We start from the raw sequence: 16,962 nt of genomic DNA on the forward strand, positions 1-16,962 counted from the left end.
GTATCTGGCCTTCTTTTTTAATAAAAGCGAGTCAGAAAGCGCTTGTATTTGTTATAATTGAGTGGATAATAAAGTGGAGGTCAAAGTTCGGATGAAAATTTCAAAGACAAAGATATATGAAAAAATTGCCGACATCTTGTTAGAAAAAATTAAAACAGGCGAGTATGCGGTCGGAGACAAATTGCCTTCCATTCAAGCGCTTGCTAAGGATTATGGTGTAAGTGTCGCTTCAGTACGTGAAGCTTTCAATGCGTTAAGAACAATAGGAGTTATTGAAATCAAACAAGGTTACGGCACATTTGTGACCAAGCAAGAACCTGTCTTTTTTGATTTAGACGATACTTCGCTGACAAGAAAACAAATTGAAGATTTGCTAGAACTGCGGGAAATTGTGGAGCTTGCTACGGTGAAAAAAGCAGCTGAATTAAGATCAGAGGAAGATTTAAAAGCATTAGACGCTGCATTAGGATTAATGCAAAAAGCAGTGGCTGACGGAACATCAGGGGAAGCGGCTGATCTGCAGTTTCATCTTGCAGTAGCGAAAGCGGCACAAAATGACATGTTGTTTGATTTACTGAATAATATTTCAGACGTTATTCAAGAAACAATGAAAGAAACACGTAAAGTGTATCTGTTTGATAAAGAAAAAGCGCTGCTTCGTTTATATGAAGAACATAGAAAAATCTATATTGCGGTTCAAGAAAAAGATGCTGTACAAGCGCAGCAGCAAATGCATGAACATCTCGAAGAGGTACGTGATACGATTTTGCAGAACATCAAAAACAAATAATATGAAATTATATGGAACAAGTCTCTATAATGAGGCTTGTTTTATTTTATTTTGTTTAAAGCAGAATAAAAGTGAAAAAAGTTTGAACAAAATGTTAAACATCTGATGACTAGATGAGTAAAGAGCGCTATAATGTACGAGTAATCTTTTCTATTCTTAAATTAAGCAGCAGACGTTGTGGGGATGCCTGTTGGGGTTTTAATGGTTTAAGCAATAGGAATCATTAAATTTAATCGGGCTCACGCGTTCACAAGTTTTTGCGAACGGGGAAAGGGTGTAAAAAATGAAAGTCAGTTTATTCTCAACTTGTTTAGTTGAAGCTTTCCATACACGTATCGGTGTGGCTACTGTGGAATTGCTGGAAAGATTAGGCTGCGAAGTAGATTATCCTGCTTCACAAATCTGCTGCGGACAACCTGCATTTAACTCTGGTTATTTCGAAGATGCAAGACAATCAGCTAAACAAATGATTAAAGCATTTAAAGATTCAGAATATGTCGTTGCGCCATCAGGTTCTTGTATTACAATGTTCAAACATTATCCAAGTTTATTCGAAAATGATCCTGTGATGCATAAAGAAGCGGTTGCGCTTGCAGATAAATCATACGAACTTACACAATTTATTGTTAATGTCTTAGGTATTACAGATGTCGGAGCGTCGCTTAAAGGCAAAGCAACACTTCATCCGTCATGTCATATTACTAGAATTTTAGGAGTAGTTGATGAACCTAAACAATTATTAAGCAATGTCAAAGGTCTAGAATTGGTCGAATTGCCGAAGTATTATAATTGCTGCGGTTTCGGCGGTACATTTGCGGTTAAAATGTCAGATGTATCCAGTGAAATGGTAGATGAAAAAGCACATTGTGTAGATGAAACAGGTGCAGATTATTTAGTCGGTGCGGATGCAAGCTGCTTAATGAATATCGAAGGCCGTTTGAAACGTATTAAAAGCAAAGTGAAAGTACTTCATATTGCTGAAGTATTAAATCATCAGCTTGAAGGGGCGGTGCATTAAGATGGGTATGCGTATCGGAGATAAATCCTTTAAAGATGCTTTTAAAGTTGAAAAGCAGAATAAATTTATGCGCGGTGCTGTAAGTTCAGCACAAGATGGTTTGCGTGTGAAAAAACTAAAAGCACAAGAAGAACTCGGAAATTGGGAAGAATGGCGCCAATTATCAGCTGAAATCCGCCAACATACATTAGAAAACTTAGATTATTATTTAAATCAGCTTTCTGAAAATGTAGCGAAATTAGGCGGCCATGTCTACTTTGCAGAAACAAAAGAAGAAGCTTCTGCTTATATTGCAGATGTAGTGAAAAAGAAAAATGCGACAAGAGTCATCAAATCTAAATCAATGGTAACTGAAGAAATTGAAATGAACCATGCATTGCAAGATATCGGTGCTGAAGTTGTAGAAAGCGACTTAGGCGAATTCTTGCTTCAAATCGACCACGAAGATCCGCCTTCACATATCGTAGCACCAGCGCTGCATAAAAACCGCGGTCAAATCCAACGTGTATTAAATGCTAAAGAAGGCTACCAAGGCAGCGATGATCCGACAGAAATGGCGAGATTTGTACGTAAAATCATGCGTGAAAAATTCTTGGCAGCTGAAGTAGGGGTAACAGGATGCAACTTTGCTGTAGCAGACAGCGGCAGCTTCTGCCTTGTTACTAACGAAGGAAACGCACGTATGACAACTACTGTACCTAAAACACAAATTACTGTAATGGGTATGGAACGTATTGTACCTTCATTCAAAGAAATGGAAGTATTAGTCGGTATGCTTTCACGCAGTGCAGTAGGACAAAAATTACCAAGTTATGTGACGACACTTACAGGCCCAAGAGGAGAAGGGGAAATTGATGGTCCGGAAGAATTCCATTTAGTTATTGTTGATAACGGTCGTTCTTCTATTTTAGGTACACAATTCCAAGAAATCTTGCAATGTATTCGTTGCGGTGCTTGTATGAACGTTTGTCCGGTTTACAGACATTCAGGCGGCCACAGTTACGGTTCTATTTATCCAGGACCAGTCGGTGCAGTCTTATCGCCATTGCTTGGCGGCTATGAAGAATATGGACAATTACCATATGCATCATCACTATGTGCAGCATGTTCAGAAGCATGTCCGGTTAAAATTCCGCTTCACGAACTCTTACTTAAACACCGCCAAGTCGAAGCAGAAGAACTTAAAAAATCTGCTTTAGGCGAACGCTTAGTCATGAAAGGATTCGGTATCGGTACAACTAAACCGCATCTCTTCCAATACAGTATTAAAATGGCAGGACCTGCACTTAAACCGTATGCCAATAAAGACGGCTGGGTAGAAAAAGGTCCGAAACCATTACATGCTTGGACACAATCCAGAGATTTCCCAACACCTGAAAAAGAACGTTTCAGCCACTGGATGAAAGCACACTTGAAAGAGAAAGAAGGGGAAAACAAATGACTGGATTAATTTCTAACAAAGAAAAGTTCTTAGCAAACATTCAAAATGCTTTAGAACGCAAAACACCGGCAAACGTAGTTAAACCTGAATGGTCAGTACAACCGCAATATAAAACTTTGGCTGACTTAACACCTGATGAACTTGTGGATCATTTAGAACATGAATGCGAACGCATCCATACTGTGTTCAAAAAAACTACAAAAGCTAACTTAAATGAGATTTTAAGAGCTACTATCAAACAATTCGGCGGCAACCCTGTTGTCAGATTTGATGATCCGCGCTTTACTGAATATCAAGTGGACTTAAGCGAATTCGATACAACTGTTTGGGATGAAGCACAACCTGAACAAAGCAAACGTGCAGCACAATCTGCGCAAGTCGGTATCACCTTCAGTGATTACTGCCTAAGCGAGAGCGGTACAATTGTTTTATTCTCAGGCAAAGGACGCGGACGTGCAGTCAGCTTAATGCCTGAAACATATATTGCTATCATTCCAAAATCAACAATCGTGCCAAGATTTACACAAGCAGCAGACGGTTTATATGATAAAAACCAAGAAGATGCACGCTTCCCATCTTGTGTCAACTTCATTACAGGTCCATCCAACTCTGCAGATATCGAAATGAACTTAGTAGTAGGGGTACATGGTCCGGTAAAAGCAGCTTATATCATTGTAGATGATATTTAATTTTGATTCAAAACACAAAGAACCGAACGAAAACACATAATGTTTTTCGTCCGGTTCTTTTTTCGTATTTAAAAGACCTAGGCTTTTCCAGGGCCTAGGTCTTATGCAAATTTTTATGAAATGGAGCCGCATCAGCAACTCTTTCGACATTAATCATATTAATTACCTTATGTAGCAAATGTTAAGCTATTATTAACATACTTCTATTATAAGGGGTGAAGCCTGACCAATACAAGTAATATTTGAAATAATTTGTAAAATAATTTGAGTGATATTTGTATTAAAGATAAGTATGAGAACAATAGAAGTAATACATGGAAAATGACATTCTTTGGTTTTTAACTTTTGTAAATATTTTAAGTATACTACCACCTTGAAGAAAATATTGTTATAATATCTTAGATAACGCTATCATGATGAATTCCATAAGAATGGTCGAATAAACAACCGATACATAATCAAGCATAGAATGAAATAATAATGGAGGTGCACGGATTTATGCCATTGTTTTTAGACCCGATTTTTAAAGAAAGAATCTGGGGCAGTGATCACTTAACGCAATACGGTTATCAATTGCCTCATGCAAATGTGGGTGAAATATGGGCTGTTTCTGCACATCAAAATGGTGACAGTGTCATTACTGACGGGCCATTTGAAGGTCGAACATTAAGTGAGGTTTGGCGTGAACATAAAGAATTATTTGGAGATTTCCCGAGTTCTGAATTCCCATTAATGGTTAAAATGATTGATGCACAAGAAGCATTATCTGTACAGGTTCATCCTGATACAGCTTATGCTTATGAACATGAAGATGGAGATTTCGGCAAGAAAGAATGCTGGTATATTATCGAAGCAGAAGAAGGTGCGGAGATTATTTACGGCTTGAACACAGATTCTAAAGAAGATTTTATCCGTGCTTTAGATAACGAAGAACATCATAATCTATTCAAACATATTCCTGTCAGTGCTGGCGACTTCTTCTTTGTGCCGAATGGTATTGTACATGCGATAGGCAAAGGGATTGTGGTATATGAAGTCACACAATCTTCTGATGTTACGTATCGTATCTATGATTATAATCGCAGAGATGAAGCGGGCCATGCACGTGAAATGCATATCGAAAAAGCTAAAGATGTTGTAGAAGTGCGTGCTGGCAGTCCGAATGTGATTCCGGAAACTGAAATTATCGATAACCATAAACGTACATCATATATTAATAATGATGCCTTTACGGTTGTGAAATGGGAAATTACTGGTACGCTGAGTTATATGAAGCCGAGAGAATTCTGTTTAGTGACTGTGCTTTACGGTGAAGGCGAATTGATTACAGATGGCGATGTATTTTCAATTCGTCCCGGAAGCAGCTTTATTTTAACGTCAGAAGACTTGGATAATATCTTTAAAGGCGACTTAACTGTGATGATTACGTATGTATAAAGAAACAGAGGTGTAATGGCATGCGAAAATTTTTATATATTACATTGATATGCGGTATTTTATCAGGTGCAGGCGTATTTATGAATTTCCCACAGTATCCTAATTTATTGATCCCCGCCGGTTTTTCGATTTTAGGTATCTTATGTGTATGTGTCACGATACCGGACAAGCAAACCAGCAATATGTTGAAATTCGGGGGCTTTTTAATTAATTTTATGCCGCTGATGGCAATCATATTTATGCCGGAATAATAAGTCTGACTTGTATCAAAGCGATGCATTTGATATAAATGTTTAGAACAAGATTTGCAATATAGGGTTGAAGCGGACAGCTGCGATAAGGGTATATTGCACTTAAATCAATTTATAAATGAAGAAGGAGCAGTATCATAATGACTGAAGAAACAAACTATTTCTGGTTGAACTGCGGTTTTAATCGATGGAATCATAATGAACCCTTAGTCGGACAAACGACTTTGTTTGAATCAGGGGCACAATTCAATCCTACGCAAGGTTTTCGTGCGTTTAAAAAAGCGAAAGCCGGTGACAAGGTCATCTTTTATCAAGTACAAACAGATGCAGGATTGCTCGGCAGCGGTGAAATCATTAGTGTACAAACAGGTGCACAACATAAGATCCGTGTACAATTCAGATTAACAGAAGCATTGAAGCCGCTAACTGCAGATTATTTAAAACGCAGCGAACAATTAGAGTTTCGCATTAACAATATGAAAGAAACGTTGTTCAATCAAATTACAAAAGAAGAATTTGATTTAATCGAACAATTAGGCAAAGGCACAACGAAAGTGCCAAGATATTTCTTCTTGGCAGAAACGCTGGACTTTGAACCAGGAGAAACCTATACCATCTTTACACATACTTATAACGGCATTAAGCGTAACGGTTATCACTATTATACGCAGCTTGAAATCGGAGATAAAATTGTCTTTTACAACCGTAATGCGGATCATTCAGTCATCGGTTTAGGCGAAGTGACGCAGCATATTCGCGAATTGCCTCCGATTCCCGGCCGTACAAACAGTACTGCCATCGAAGTCCGTTATGATGAAGATATCAACCCGGTGAATTTAACAACATTAAATAAACATCCGAGACTTAAAAACTTATATTACTTGCAAGAAAATGCGAAACAAGCTATTGCGAGTATGTCGCAGGCACAATTTGATGCGATTATTGAAATGAGTAAGAATGACGGCATGAAGCCGCAATTTGAAGCCATCCGCAAAGATAATGTGGTAAATCATCTAGATGAAGAAATCAAACCATTTATTCTGCTTGTGATTCAAGATAAGGATCGTGCAGAAGGCTTGAAAGCGGCTGAAAACCTGCTTCAAAAGACCAATGCGAAACCAGTGATTACAACAGGGCATCCTGATTTCACTGAAGATATGCTTTACGGCAAGTATTTACCGAATGAAGCAGGCGCATTGTATTACAGAGAAGGCTTTATTACGGAATTAATGCCGAGAACTGATCGCAGTTATTTAGTCATTGATAACTTTAACCGTATCGACCCGGATATTTTCCAAACATTCATTAATGTATTAGAAGGCTATGAAGTGACATTACCGCGCTATAATAGAGACGGCTCAATGGTTAAATGGTCTAAAAATAAAGATTCCTTCTATCATTTCAATCCTAACTGGCATATTATCGGTGTCACATATGATAACTTAGAAACCATTAAACAAAAGTACTCAGAACAGTTCTTAAAGTATGCGCGTATCGTAAAAGTTAATCATGATTAATCATTTCAGACCTTAGGTGAATTAAGTGTACCTAAGGTCTTTGTTATGGAATTAAACAGATCAAACGTATCAATTAAGTACGTCTCCTTTAAATCTTCAGCACAACGGGTAAACTATAATTACAAGCAATTAGAGAAAAAATAATAAGAAAGGAGCGTTGATGACATGCCGATAATTTATTATGACGGCAATTGTGTTTATTGCTACAACTATGCGATATGGCTGATTAGACACGGCTTATCGAAAAGTTATGAATTTGCGACATTAAAAGGACCTTCTGGAGAAGCATTGCAGCGTCAGCATCCAGGGGTCTTAGAATTAAATACTGTCGTGCTGCAAGAAGGCGATCGGCTTTACTTTAAATCAACCGCAATTGCGAAATTATTAATGTCGCTCACAGAAGAAAAATGGCTCGGTCTGGCACTGACATTGGTTCCAAAACCATTGCGTAGTCTAGGTTATAACTTATTTGCAAATAACAGAGATAAAATGTGGCATGCAACGTGGCAGAAGCCAAGCGACTATGAGCGTTCATTCTTTATAGATTTGCCTGACAAGATTAAAAAAGAATACGGCTGAAATTAAAATTTGGCTCTGTATTAAAACGATAAAAAGTTTAATTGAGAATGGAAATGCATATTCAGATATTTTCATTCTCTTTTTTAGTGACAGCACAAGCAATTCTGTACTCATTCCTTATAGGCATAACAGGTACAGAAACGGGTAAAACTAAATATGGCAGTAAAATGACAGCTCAGAGTTCTTAATTAGAATTATTTTAAATTAAGGCACAAACAGCTTTACAGATTAGAATGATTATAATATAATAGTTATTACAAAGAGAGAACGATAACTAAAGGAGCGATTATTTTTATGGCAAACAAACAAGATGTAGTAGATGTACTCAATGAACAAGTAGCAAACTGGACAGTGTTATACACTAAAATCCACAACTTCCATTGGTTTGTGAAAGGACCTCATTTCTTCTCTTTACACGTTAAATTTGAAGAATTATATAATGAAGCAAGCGAACACATTGATGAATTAGCTGAACGTATTCTAGCAATCGGCGGCAGCCCAGTTGCGACAATGAAAAAAAGCTTAGATGCAGCGATTGTTGATGAAGCAGAAACTGAAAAAACTGCAGAAGATATGGTGGCTTCAATTTCTAAAGACTTCACTAATATCTCTGAACAACTTGAAAAATCAATCAGTGTTGCAGGAGATGCAGAAGATGATGTATCACAAGATATGTTAATCGCATTACAAACTTCAGTTGATAAACACAACTGGATGTTCCAATCATTCTTAGGCAAATAATAGAATTTATTAATAATTGAAGATGAAACGTTGAAATAATACCCGCTTTTGTTAAACAAAAGCGGGTATTTAAAATTGTTGTTTGAATTATTGTTAATTTTAGACTCTTACAGCAGATATATTATGGGATATAATAGTAGATGCAATCAGAAGTGGGAGATGATAAATTGTGAAAAATTAATACTTATTATGATAGCAGTTGGCACACTACTTACTGCGTGTGGTAATGATACGAAAGAAAAAGTGCAATCTAAATCAAAACCAACAACAATGAAACAAAGTCAGCATCAAATTAAAAAAGAAAATGGTATTACGACAGTAGATGGTTTTGTTCTCGCAAATAAAAAAGTACCTCTGCCTAAAAATTTTAATCCTGGTGAAAATGCTAATGCTAGAAATCATTTGAATCAAATGATACAAAATGCTAAAGCAAAAGGCCTAGATATTGTGTATCGAAGTGGATTTAGATCTTATCAGCAACAAGTCAGTTTATTTAACAGCTACGTCCAACGAGATGGTAGAAAAGCAGCTGAAAAATACAGTTCTCCATCGGGGCTATTCTGAACATCAAACGGGTTTAGCTTTTGACGTAGGTTCTAATCGCTACAATAAAGATTTCTTGAAAGAATATGGTGAAACACCAGAAGGAAAATGGTTAGCAAAACATGCGCATGAATACGGCTTTATCTTGCGTTATCCAAAAGGAAAAGAACAGATTACAGGTTATCAATATGAACCGTGGCATTTCAGATATGTAGGTAAGAAAACTGCTAAAGCTATCTATGATAAACAGTTGACTTTAGAAGAATATTTAGACTATGGATATGATAAAAAAAGTATCAAGTAGTTAAAAGCAAAGTAAAAAGGCGAAGCTGAACGGCTCCGCCTTTTATTGTGTAATTGATTATGCGATTTCTAATGCGACTTCCATCATTTGTGTGAATGAATTTTGACGTTCTTCTGGTGTTGTTGCTTCGTCGCGTAAAATATGGTCGCTGACAGTGAAGATACCTAATGATTTTTTACCTGCGTAAGTTGCATTTAAGTAAATTCCCGCAGATTCCATTTCAATTCCTAAGATACCCATTCTTTGCCATTGTTGGTTGAAAGTAGTATCTGCATTATAGAAAGTATCTGAAGATAAGATGTTGCCTACATGTGTTGTAGCACCAAGTTTATCTGCCGCATTTTTAGCTTGTACCATTAAATCGAAGTCAGCTAATGGTGCAAAATGGCCTGGGATATTGTATTGGTCTACATAGTTAGAGTTTGTTGAAGCACCTTGTGCGATAATGATGTCGTATAAATTAACATCTTCTTGCAACGCACCGCAAGAACCGATACGGATAATTGTGTCTACATCAAATGTGTTGTAAAGTTCGTATGAATAAATACCGATACTTGGAATACCCATACCTGAACCCATTACTGAAACTTCTTTGCCTTTATATGTTCCAGTGTAACCGAACATATTGCGGACTTCGTTGAATTGTACGACATCTTCTAAGTAATTGTCAGCAATGTATTTAGCGCGAAGCGGATCTCCTGGCATTAATACTGTCTTTGCGATTTTAGCACCGTTAGGTTGAATATGAGGTGTACCTTGAGTCATAAATTATCTGCTCCTTTAATATTTAGATATTTAAGTTAAATGTAACACGAAAAAGCCTGAATATGCGAGAATAACCTTGTTTTGTACATCTTATTTAGTGTTAAAAGATGCATGATTTTCCAAAAAGAGTGAAATTGAAATAGTGAGCAAGCCACAAATATTTTAGTCAGTTAAAATATTTTGGTAAAATGGCATATGAATCAATAATATTATATTCGAGCTTAAACAACATAATTGGAGGATGAATAAATAATGGATTACGCAAAATACATTGACCACACTTTATTAAAACCTGATACGACGGTTGATCAAATCGACAAGTTGATTGATGAGGCTAAAGAATACAAATTCAAATCAGTATGTATTAACCCGACATACGTTAAACATGCGGCAGAAGCATTGAAGGATTCAGATGTTTTAGTATGTACAGTTATCGGTTTCCCATTAGGCGCAAACACTTCAGAGGTTAAAGCATTTGAAGTTGAAGACGCAGTGAAAAACGGCGCAGACGAATTAGATATGGTGATTAATATCGGCGCATTAAAAGACGGCCGCTATGATGAAGTACAAAAAGATATTGAAGCTGTTGTCAAAGCAGCGAACGAGCATACTGTCAAAGTCATTATTGAAACAGTACTGTTAACTGATGAAGAAAAACGTAAAGCATCAGAATTAAGCAAAGCAGCAGGTGCTGATTTTGTGAAAACTTCAACTGGTTTTGCGGGCGGCGGCGCAACTGTCGAAGACGTGAAATTAATGAAAGAAGTTGTCGGAGATGATTTAGAAGTTAAAGCATCCGGCGGTGTAAGAAATCTAGAAGACTTTAAAGCTATGTTAGATGCAGGCGCTACACGTGTAGGGGCGAGTGCAGGTGTTCAAATTATTCAAGGATTAGAGTCAGATTCTGATTATTAAGTTTAATCTTCTATTATATAAAAGTTTATGCAACTAGGTTTAAGCATTATTTGATGGATAAAGCCTTGATATAACATTGTGTGTTGCCCAATATAGTGGTATGCTATATATATAGTTATAATAGGAGGCATTAGAATGAACAACAATGAAAAGTTAGTCAACAACAAAGCTTATCTTCTAACATCATCCGTAGTTTTAGGTGGATTTTTATTCTTAACTTTGCCAAACAATGATGCACATGCTGCTGTAAATAATGAAGAAGGCAAACAAGGTACTTTTTCAAACCCAGAGAATACTATGGTTACTCAAGCAAATAATAATTCAAATTTCCAATACAACTATAGTTTTAACAGCGGAAAAATTGAAAACCAAAACAAAATAAATTTTCAAAAAAATAACGATGGAAAAGAAGTAAATAGTATTTACAACTCGTATTCTAATGGGGAAAAGAATTTTATAAACAATGTAAATCCAGATAAAAAATACTTTGATTCATATTTAGATGAACCAAATAATTCAAAGTTAAAATATAACTTTGAAGAGAATCTTAACACTGATCTTCCAATTGGAGGAAGTTCTGACTATTACACTGATAGAAGTATAGAGCCGTATGCATCTGCTCAATGGTTAACTAATCATACTTTAACTGCAGGTTTTGGACATTATAACCTTAATATTAATAATGGTATGCATTATGGTGCAGATTTTGCAATGCCAATTGGAACTCCGGTTCAAGCAATTACAGGAGGGAAAATTATTGAAGCAGGTTGGAGTCCCATATGGTGGAGGTAATCAAATAGGTGTAAAAGAACCTGATGGCTATCATTATCAATGGTATATGCATTTAAGTCAAATTAATGTTAGAGTAGGAGAATATATTTCAACAGGTCAAATAATTGGTAAATCTGGAAGCACAGGTTATGCAACTGGTCCTCATCTTCATTTCCAAAGAATGGTTGGTGGTTTAGGCAACCAATATGCCCAAGACCCTTTACCATTCTTAAAAGATAATGGGTACGGAAGCTATGATAATAATTATACACCTCCAGTTGATTATGTTTCTGCACCTACCATTAATAATACATTTAAAAAAGATAGCAATGGAACATATTATAAATCAGAATATGCATCATTTACTGCAAATTATGATATCAAAACAAGATTAAATGGTCCTTTTAAAAGCAATCCACAATCTGGAGTTTTACATCCTGGTCAAACTATTAATTATGATACGGTAATGAAACAAGATGGATATGTTTGGGTGGTTTATACTGGATATTCTGGTAATAGAGTTTATTTATCTGTTAGAACATGGGATAAATCTACTGATACATTAGGACCTTTATGGGGTACAATTAATTAACATATAGTTTATAGGGCTGGATACAACGTTGTTCAGTTCTATAAACTTTTTCATAACAACAAAGGAGATACACCATGTACTTTACAAATTTAACTGAAGAAGAGTTTGGTAATTTTACACAAAATCATTTTTCACACTATACACAATCAGCACGGCATTACCACAACCGTAATAAGTTTCGTAATGATGTGCATTTAGTAGGTGTAAAAGATGCTAATAATCAAGTGCTCGCAGCTTGCTTGTTAACTGAAGCGCGCAGTATGAAATTCTTTAAATACTTCTATACACACCGCGGACCAGTGATGGATTTCAATAATTTGAAATTAGTAGAATACTTCTTTGCGTCTTTGACATTGTATTTGAAAAAGCAGAATGCATTATATGTATTAGTTGACCCTTATGTATTAGCTAGTGTCAGAGAAGCAGAGGGAGAAATCATTGAAAGTTATAATAATCATGCATTGATGGATACATTGAAAAAGCTCGGTTATATTCATCAAGGTTATTCAATCGGCTACTCGTCAATGAGCCAAATCAGATGGTTGTCAGTTTTGGATTTGAAAGGAAAATCAGAAACACAGCTGCTGAATGAAATGGATTATCAAACAAGACGCAATATTAAAAAGACCTATGAAATGGGTGTACAGGTCAGAACTTTATCGATTGATGAAACACCTTTATTCTTTGAATTGTTTAAAATGGCTGAAGAAAAACATGGTTTTACTTTCAGAGGATTAGATTACTTTAAACAAATGCAGAAAACATACGGCAATCGCGGTTTCTTAAAATTAGCATATATTGATTTGCATAATTATTTGAAAGAACTGCAAGACAAACGGATGGAACTGCAGGGACAACTAGATGAAATCAATGAGAAATTAAAAGAAAATCCGAATTCTAAGAAATCTAAAGGCAAAGCCAATCAGCTGCAGCAGCAATATGACAGTAATGAGCGAAAAATCAATGAAACGCAAGCTATGGCAGAAAAAGACGGTAATATTTTAAATCTCGCAGCGGCGCTGTACCTTTACAACGAACATGAAGTGTATTATTTATCCAGCGGTTCAAACCCTGAATACAATGCCTTTATGGGTGCGTACCGCTTACAATGGGATATGATTAAATTTGCGAAGAAAAAAAGTATCGATCGTTATAATTTCTATGGTGTAACAGGGGACTTCTCTAAAGAAGCTGAAGATTATGGTGTACAAAAATTCAAAGAAGGCTTCAATGCACATGTAGAAGAATATGTCGGCGACTTTATTAAACCAATCAGACCATTGGTTTATAAATTATCGCTGCTGATTGATAAATTGAAACAAAAAGCAAAATAATTACAGTTCATAATGACTCAACATAAGAAAACAGCACTGATAATGCGCGGTACTGCGCTATCAGTGCTGTTTTCTTATTGTTTAGCTTCTATTGAGAAATACCATCTGCAGATTATTCGCTGAAGATTTTATCCCATTGATCACGTTTTTCTAACATTTCTTTTGCGATTTTTTGTGCATCTTCTAAAGAGTGGCTTGCAGCCCAGCCGCATTGTACTTCGTTATCAGCTGGAACTTCAGTTGCTGCAACAGCATCTTTTAATGTTGCTTCGATGATGTTTAATACATCTTCGTAATCATCATGGTTGATGAATGAAACATAGAAACCAGTTTGGCAGCCCATTGGACTTAAGTCTACGACTTTGTCTGTGTGGTTTCTGATATTTTCAGCCATTAAATGCTCTAATGAGTGCATTCCAGGCATCTTCATGTGTTCTTTGTTCGGTTGTTTGAAACGAATATCGTACTTCTTAATAACATCTCCGCTTTGACCTTCTTTAGTACCTGCTAAGCGTACGAATGGTGCAACAACTTTTGTATGATCTAAATTGAAACTTTCAACGTTCATTTTAGGCATAACTTGTAACCTCCTTGAATTATTCATTCCCTATTGTAACAAGGGGAAAGGGCTTTTACAATTTGTAGGTTTCCACTTTTTGCGAAAATATTATCGGTTTACTCGGAATGAATTTGTTGAAAATTGAGAAAAAGGATGGCAAAGCACTTAAAAACCTTTAAAATGTTTAGTAATCGAATTTACTGATAAAGATATAAAAGAGGTTTGGAACGTAGTGAAAAAGCGTTCCAAATTGTGTTATTTCAACCTCTGTGTAACTTATAGCTTTGAAAATAAAGGGAGCCATGGAAATGTCATTTGAAACACAAATTGAACAATTTATTAAAGATAAACAGTCAGAATTTATTGATATTAGTCACAAAATTCACGAAAGACCAGAACTTGGAAACCAAGAAGTATTTGCTTCTGGGGTTTTGATGCAAGAATTAACAGAATATGGATTTGAGATTGAACAAGATATTGCTGGTCATCCAACAGGATTTATTGCAGAATACAACAGTCATAAACCTGGCCCAACCATCGGTTTCCTTGCTGAATATGATGCGCTTCCGGGCTTAGGACACGCATGCGGACATAATATCATCGGTACAACGAGCGTGCTTGCAGGTATCGCATTGAAACAAGTAATCGATGAAGTCGGCGGCAAAGTTGTGGTATTAGGCTGCCCTGCTGAAGAAGGCGGAGAAAACGGCAGTGCCAAAGCCAGCTATGTAAAAGCGGGTGTGATTGATCAGTTGGATGTAGCTTTAATGCTGCACCCGGGCAATGAAACATATAAAACAATCCATACACTTGCTGTGGATGTATTAGATATAAAATTCTACGGTAAGAGTGCGCATGCTTCTGAAAATGCGAATGAAGCCATCAATGCGTTAGATGCAATGATCAGCTACTTTAATGGTGTGGCGCAATTACGTCAGCAAATCAAGAAATCAGAACGTGTTCACGGTGTGATTTTAGATGGCGGTCAAGCAGCCAATATTATTCCTGATTTCACACATGCACGTTTCTATACACGTGCAACAACACGTAAAGACTTAGATGTATTAACACATCGTGTCGGACAGATTGCACAAGGCGCAGCTATTCAAACAGGCTGTGATTATGAATTCAAACCGATTCAAAACGGCGTAAACGAATTCATTTTGACACCTAAATTAGATGAGTTGTTTGCTTATTATGCCAGAAAAGAAGGCGAAGAAGTCAGCGAAGATGATTTCGGATACGGTTCAACAGATACAGGCAACGTCAGCCATGTTGTTCCTACATTGCATGCTCATATTAAAATCGGACCGAGCAATTTAGTCGGCCATACGTATAAATTCAAAGAAGCAGCCGCAAGCGATCATGGGGACAGTGCTTTAATCAAAGGTGCTCAAATTATCGCATTGATGGGACTGGACTTGATTCGAAACAACGAATTGCTGAGAGAAATCAAAGAGCAGCATGTCAGAAAAGTAAAACAAGCTTCTTTAAAAGAGTTCAGAAAGCACTCTGAACAGCCGAAAGTCACATTAAGCGATTTATATGATGATTCGATTGTGTATACTTCAAGACCTTCATATGTCTCTAACCCTTGGTTAGAACCAGATGAACATCAATCGAACTTCTTAACTGGACGAGAATTGCTGATTGCGAATAAAATGCCGGTCATTGTACATGAAGCAAGTGTTACAGATAAATTGCAGCAGCTATTCAATGAAGTCGGCAAAGAAGTACCAAGCAATGTTTATAAATTCCATAATCAAGCAAGTTATGAACACTTGCTGAAATCTTTACCTAAAGAAGAAGGCAAGAAAATCTATTTCCAATATGTGCATAGTGAAGAACTTGTACCAAAAGAAGATTATGCATTAGATAAAGATACTTTTGTTGCATTGAATAATAAAGCGCGTATTCCAGAGTGGACCAACGGCAAGTATTTGCCGAAACGTGAAGTTGTAGCGATAGAAGATTTTGAAGAAGCGGTTAAACAATGGCCGTTGCCGATTGTGTTGAAACCAGGCGATGACTTGCCTACAGCAGGCGGTTACGGCGTTATGATTTGTTATAATCAAGAGGATTTAAATAAAGCTATCGATCGTATTCATAAAGCAACAGAGGAAACCGATACAATAATTATCGAGCAGAAAATCGAAGATATTGCTAACTACTGCGTGCAATTTGCTTACTCAGATCAGCTTGGATTGAAATATCTTAGTACAACAGAACAATTGACGAATGAGTATGGCTTCTATGACGGCAACCAAAGCGTGCCTGTAGAAGAAGTACCGCAAGCTGTAATTGAAGCAGGCCGTGAAATTATGGAAATCGGTATCAGTCACGGTTTCTACGGTGTCGCAGGTTTTGATTTGCTTTATGATAAATACGGTGATGTTTATGCGATTGATTTGAACTTCCGTCAGAATGGCTCTACAAGCATGCTGCTGTTAGATGATGAATTGACAGGAGATTATCATAAATTCTACAGCTACTTCTCAAAAGGTGATAATACGAAATTCTACCGTACTATTATGAAATATGTCCGCCAAGGTAAAATTTATCCATTATCTTATTATGATGGTGATTGGTACGGCAAAGATAAAGTCAATTCACGCTTTGCTTGTATTTGGCACGGCAGCTCAAGAGAAGAAATCGAATTAAACGAAAAAGCATTCTTAAAAGAAATTGAATCTTAATCAATAAACAGCGAGTCTTC

The 16,962-nt window shown here is 36.6% G+C and carries 16 protein-coding genes and 2 pseudogenes; 16 read left to right on the plus strand and 2 right to left on the minus strand.

The genetic code is table 11. From position 1 onward, the window contains the following. Nucleotides 1-91 precede the first annotated feature (91 nt). From MUA90_RS04355 to MUA90_RS04405, 10 genes and pseudogenes are all read left to right on the plus strand, one after another. The gene (locus MUA90_RS04355) at nt 92-790 is read left to right on the plus strand and encodes a FadR/GntR family transcriptional regulator (RefSeq protein ID WP_262588490.1); all 699 of its coding nucleotides are present in this window, start codon (nt 92-94) and stop codon (nt 788-790) included. Nucleotides 791-1,073: 283 nt separating this feature from the next. After that, on the plus strand, nt 1,074-1,808 hold the full coding sequence (locus MUA90_RS04360) for a (Fe-S)-binding protein (RefSeq protein ID WP_105994367.1): 735 nt from the start codon (nt 1,074-1,076) through the stop codon (nt 1,806-1,808). Nucleotide 1,809: 1 nt separating this feature from the next. Continuing rightward, nucleotides 1,810-3,249 carry a LutB/LldF family L-lactate oxidation iron-sulfur protein gene (locus MUA90_RS04365; RefSeq protein ID WP_262588491.1) on the plus strand — a complete coding sequence of 480 codons (1,440 nt, stop codon included), beginning with the start codon at nt 1,810-1,812 and terminating at the stop codon, nt 3,247-3,249. Next, nucleotides 3,246-3,938 carry a LutC/YkgG family protein gene (locus MUA90_RS04370; RefSeq protein WP_262588492.1) on the plus strand — a complete coding sequence of 231 codons (693 nt, stop codon included), beginning with the start codon at nt 3,246-3,248 and terminating at the stop codon, nt 3,936-3,938. Before MUA90_RS04365 ends, MUA90_RS04370 begins: the two co-directional genes overlap by 4 nt. 498 nt (nt 3,939-4,436) lie before the next feature. After that, on the plus strand, nt 4,437-5,375 hold the full coding sequence (locus tag MUA90_RS04375) for a type I phosphomannose isomerase catalytic subunit (RefSeq protein ID WP_262588493.1): 939 nt from the start codon (nt 4,437-4,439) through the stop codon (nt 5,373-5,375). A 20-nt stretch (nt 5,376-5,395) separates the two neighbouring features. Continuing rightward, entirely contained in the window at nt 5,396-5,626 is a 231-nt protein-coding gene (locus MUA90_RS04380; RefSeq protein WP_262588494.1) for a hypothetical protein, read from the plus strand. Between the two features lie 140 nt (nt 5,627-5,766). After that, a complete protein-coding gene (locus MUA90_RS04385; RefSeq protein WP_262588495.1) occupies nt 5,767-7,143 on the plus strand; it encodes an EVE domain-containing protein in 1,377 nt (458 codons plus the stop codon). Nucleotides 7,144-7,308: 165 nt separating this feature from the next. Continuing rightward, nucleotides 7,309-7,722 carry a thiol-disulfide oxidoreductase DCC family protein gene (locus MUA90_RS04390; protein ID WP_262588496.1) on the plus strand — a complete coding sequence of 138 codons (414 nt, stop codon included), beginning with the start codon at nt 7,309-7,311 and terminating at the stop codon, nt 7,720-7,722. Nucleotides 7,723-8,016: 294 nt separating this feature from the next. Further along, complete coding sequence (locus MUA90_RS04395; protein WP_105994360.1) at nt 8,017-8,463, plus strand: Dps family protein; 447 nt, start codon at nt 8,017-8,019, stop codon at nt 8,461-8,463. A 411-nt stretch (nt 8,464-8,874) separates the two neighbouring features. Continuing rightward, nucleotides 8,875-9,310, plus strand: a pseudogene (locus MUA90_RS04405) (D-alanyl-D-alanine carboxypeptidase family protein). 57 nt (nt 9,311-9,367) lie between these two features. On the opposite strand, the gene deoD reads toward MUA90_RS04405, so the two are convergent. Continuing rightward, the gene (deoD, locus tag MUA90_RS04410; RefSeq protein WP_262588499.1) at nt 9,368-10,075 is read right to left on the minus strand and encodes a purine-nucleoside phosphorylase; all 708 of its coding nucleotides are present in this window, start codon (nt 10,073-10,075) and stop codon (nt 9,368-9,370) included. 252 nt (nt 10,076-10,327) lie between these two features. Between deoD and deoC the strand changes: the two genes are divergently transcribed. The 4 genes from deoC (at nt 10,328) to MUA90_RS04425 (ending at nt 13,687) form a co-directional block, all read left to right on the plus strand. Then, the gene (gene deoC / locus MUA90_RS04415) at nt 10,328-10,990 is read left to right on the plus strand and encodes a deoxyribose-phosphate aldolase (RefSeq protein WP_262588500.1); all 663 of its coding nucleotides are present in this window, start codon (nt 10,328-10,330) and stop codon (nt 10,988-10,990) included. A 135-nt stretch (nt 10,991-11,125) separates the two neighbouring features. Continuing rightward, nucleotides 11,126-11,782, plus strand: a complete 657-nt coding sequence (locus MUA90_RS13950; RefSeq protein ID WP_316959799.1) for a M23 family metallopeptidase — start codon at nt 11,126-11,128, stop codon at nt 11,780-11,782. Beyond that, the gene (locus MUA90_RS04420; protein WP_316959800.1) at nt 11,748-12,353 is read left to right on the plus strand and encodes an SH3 domain-containing protein; all 606 of its coding nucleotides are present in this window, start codon (nt 11,748-11,750) and stop codon (nt 12,351-12,353) included. The genes MUA90_RS13950 and MUA90_RS04420 overlap by 35 nt, the downstream gene beginning before the upstream one ends. A 74-nt stretch (nt 12,354-12,427) precedes the next feature. Continuing rightward, the gene (locus MUA90_RS04425) at nt 12,428-13,687 is read left to right on the plus strand and encodes an aminoacyltransferase (protein ID WP_262588501.1); all 1,260 of its coding nucleotides are present in this window, start codon (nt 12,428-12,430) and stop codon (nt 13,685-13,687) included. 112 nt (nt 13,688-13,799) lie between these two features. Here MUA90_RS04425 and MUA90_RS04430 read toward each other — a convergent pair whose 3' ends face one another. Continuing rightward, nucleotides 13,800-14,264, minus strand: a complete 465-nt coding sequence (locus tag MUA90_RS04430) for an S-ribosylhomocysteine lyase (protein ID WP_105994355.1) — start codon at nt 14,262-14,264, stop codon at nt 13,800-13,802. Nucleotides 14,265-14,554: 290 nt separating this feature from the next. Here MUA90_RS04430 and MUA90_RS04435 point away from each other — a divergent pair. Both MUA90_RS04435 and MUA90_RS04440 read left to right on the plus strand, forming a co-directional pair. Then, nucleotides 14,555-15,712: pseudogene (locus MUA90_RS04435) on the plus strand (M20 family metallopeptidase); the annotation flags it as partial. Nucleotides 15,713-15,802: 90 nt separating this feature from the next. Next, nucleotides 15,803-16,942, plus strand: coding sequence for an L-aspartate--L-methionine ligase LdmS (locus MUA90_RS04440; protein ID WP_262588801.1), 1,140 nt, complete (start codon nt 15,803-15,805; stop codon nt 16,940-16,942). Nucleotides 16,943-16,962: the final 20 nt, after the last annotated feature.

Source organism: Staphylococcus sp. IVB6181, assembly GCF_025561445.1.
GTDB classification, from domain to species: Bacteria; Bacillota; Bacilli; order Staphylococcales; family Staphylococcaceae; genus Staphylococcus; species Staphylococcus simulans_B.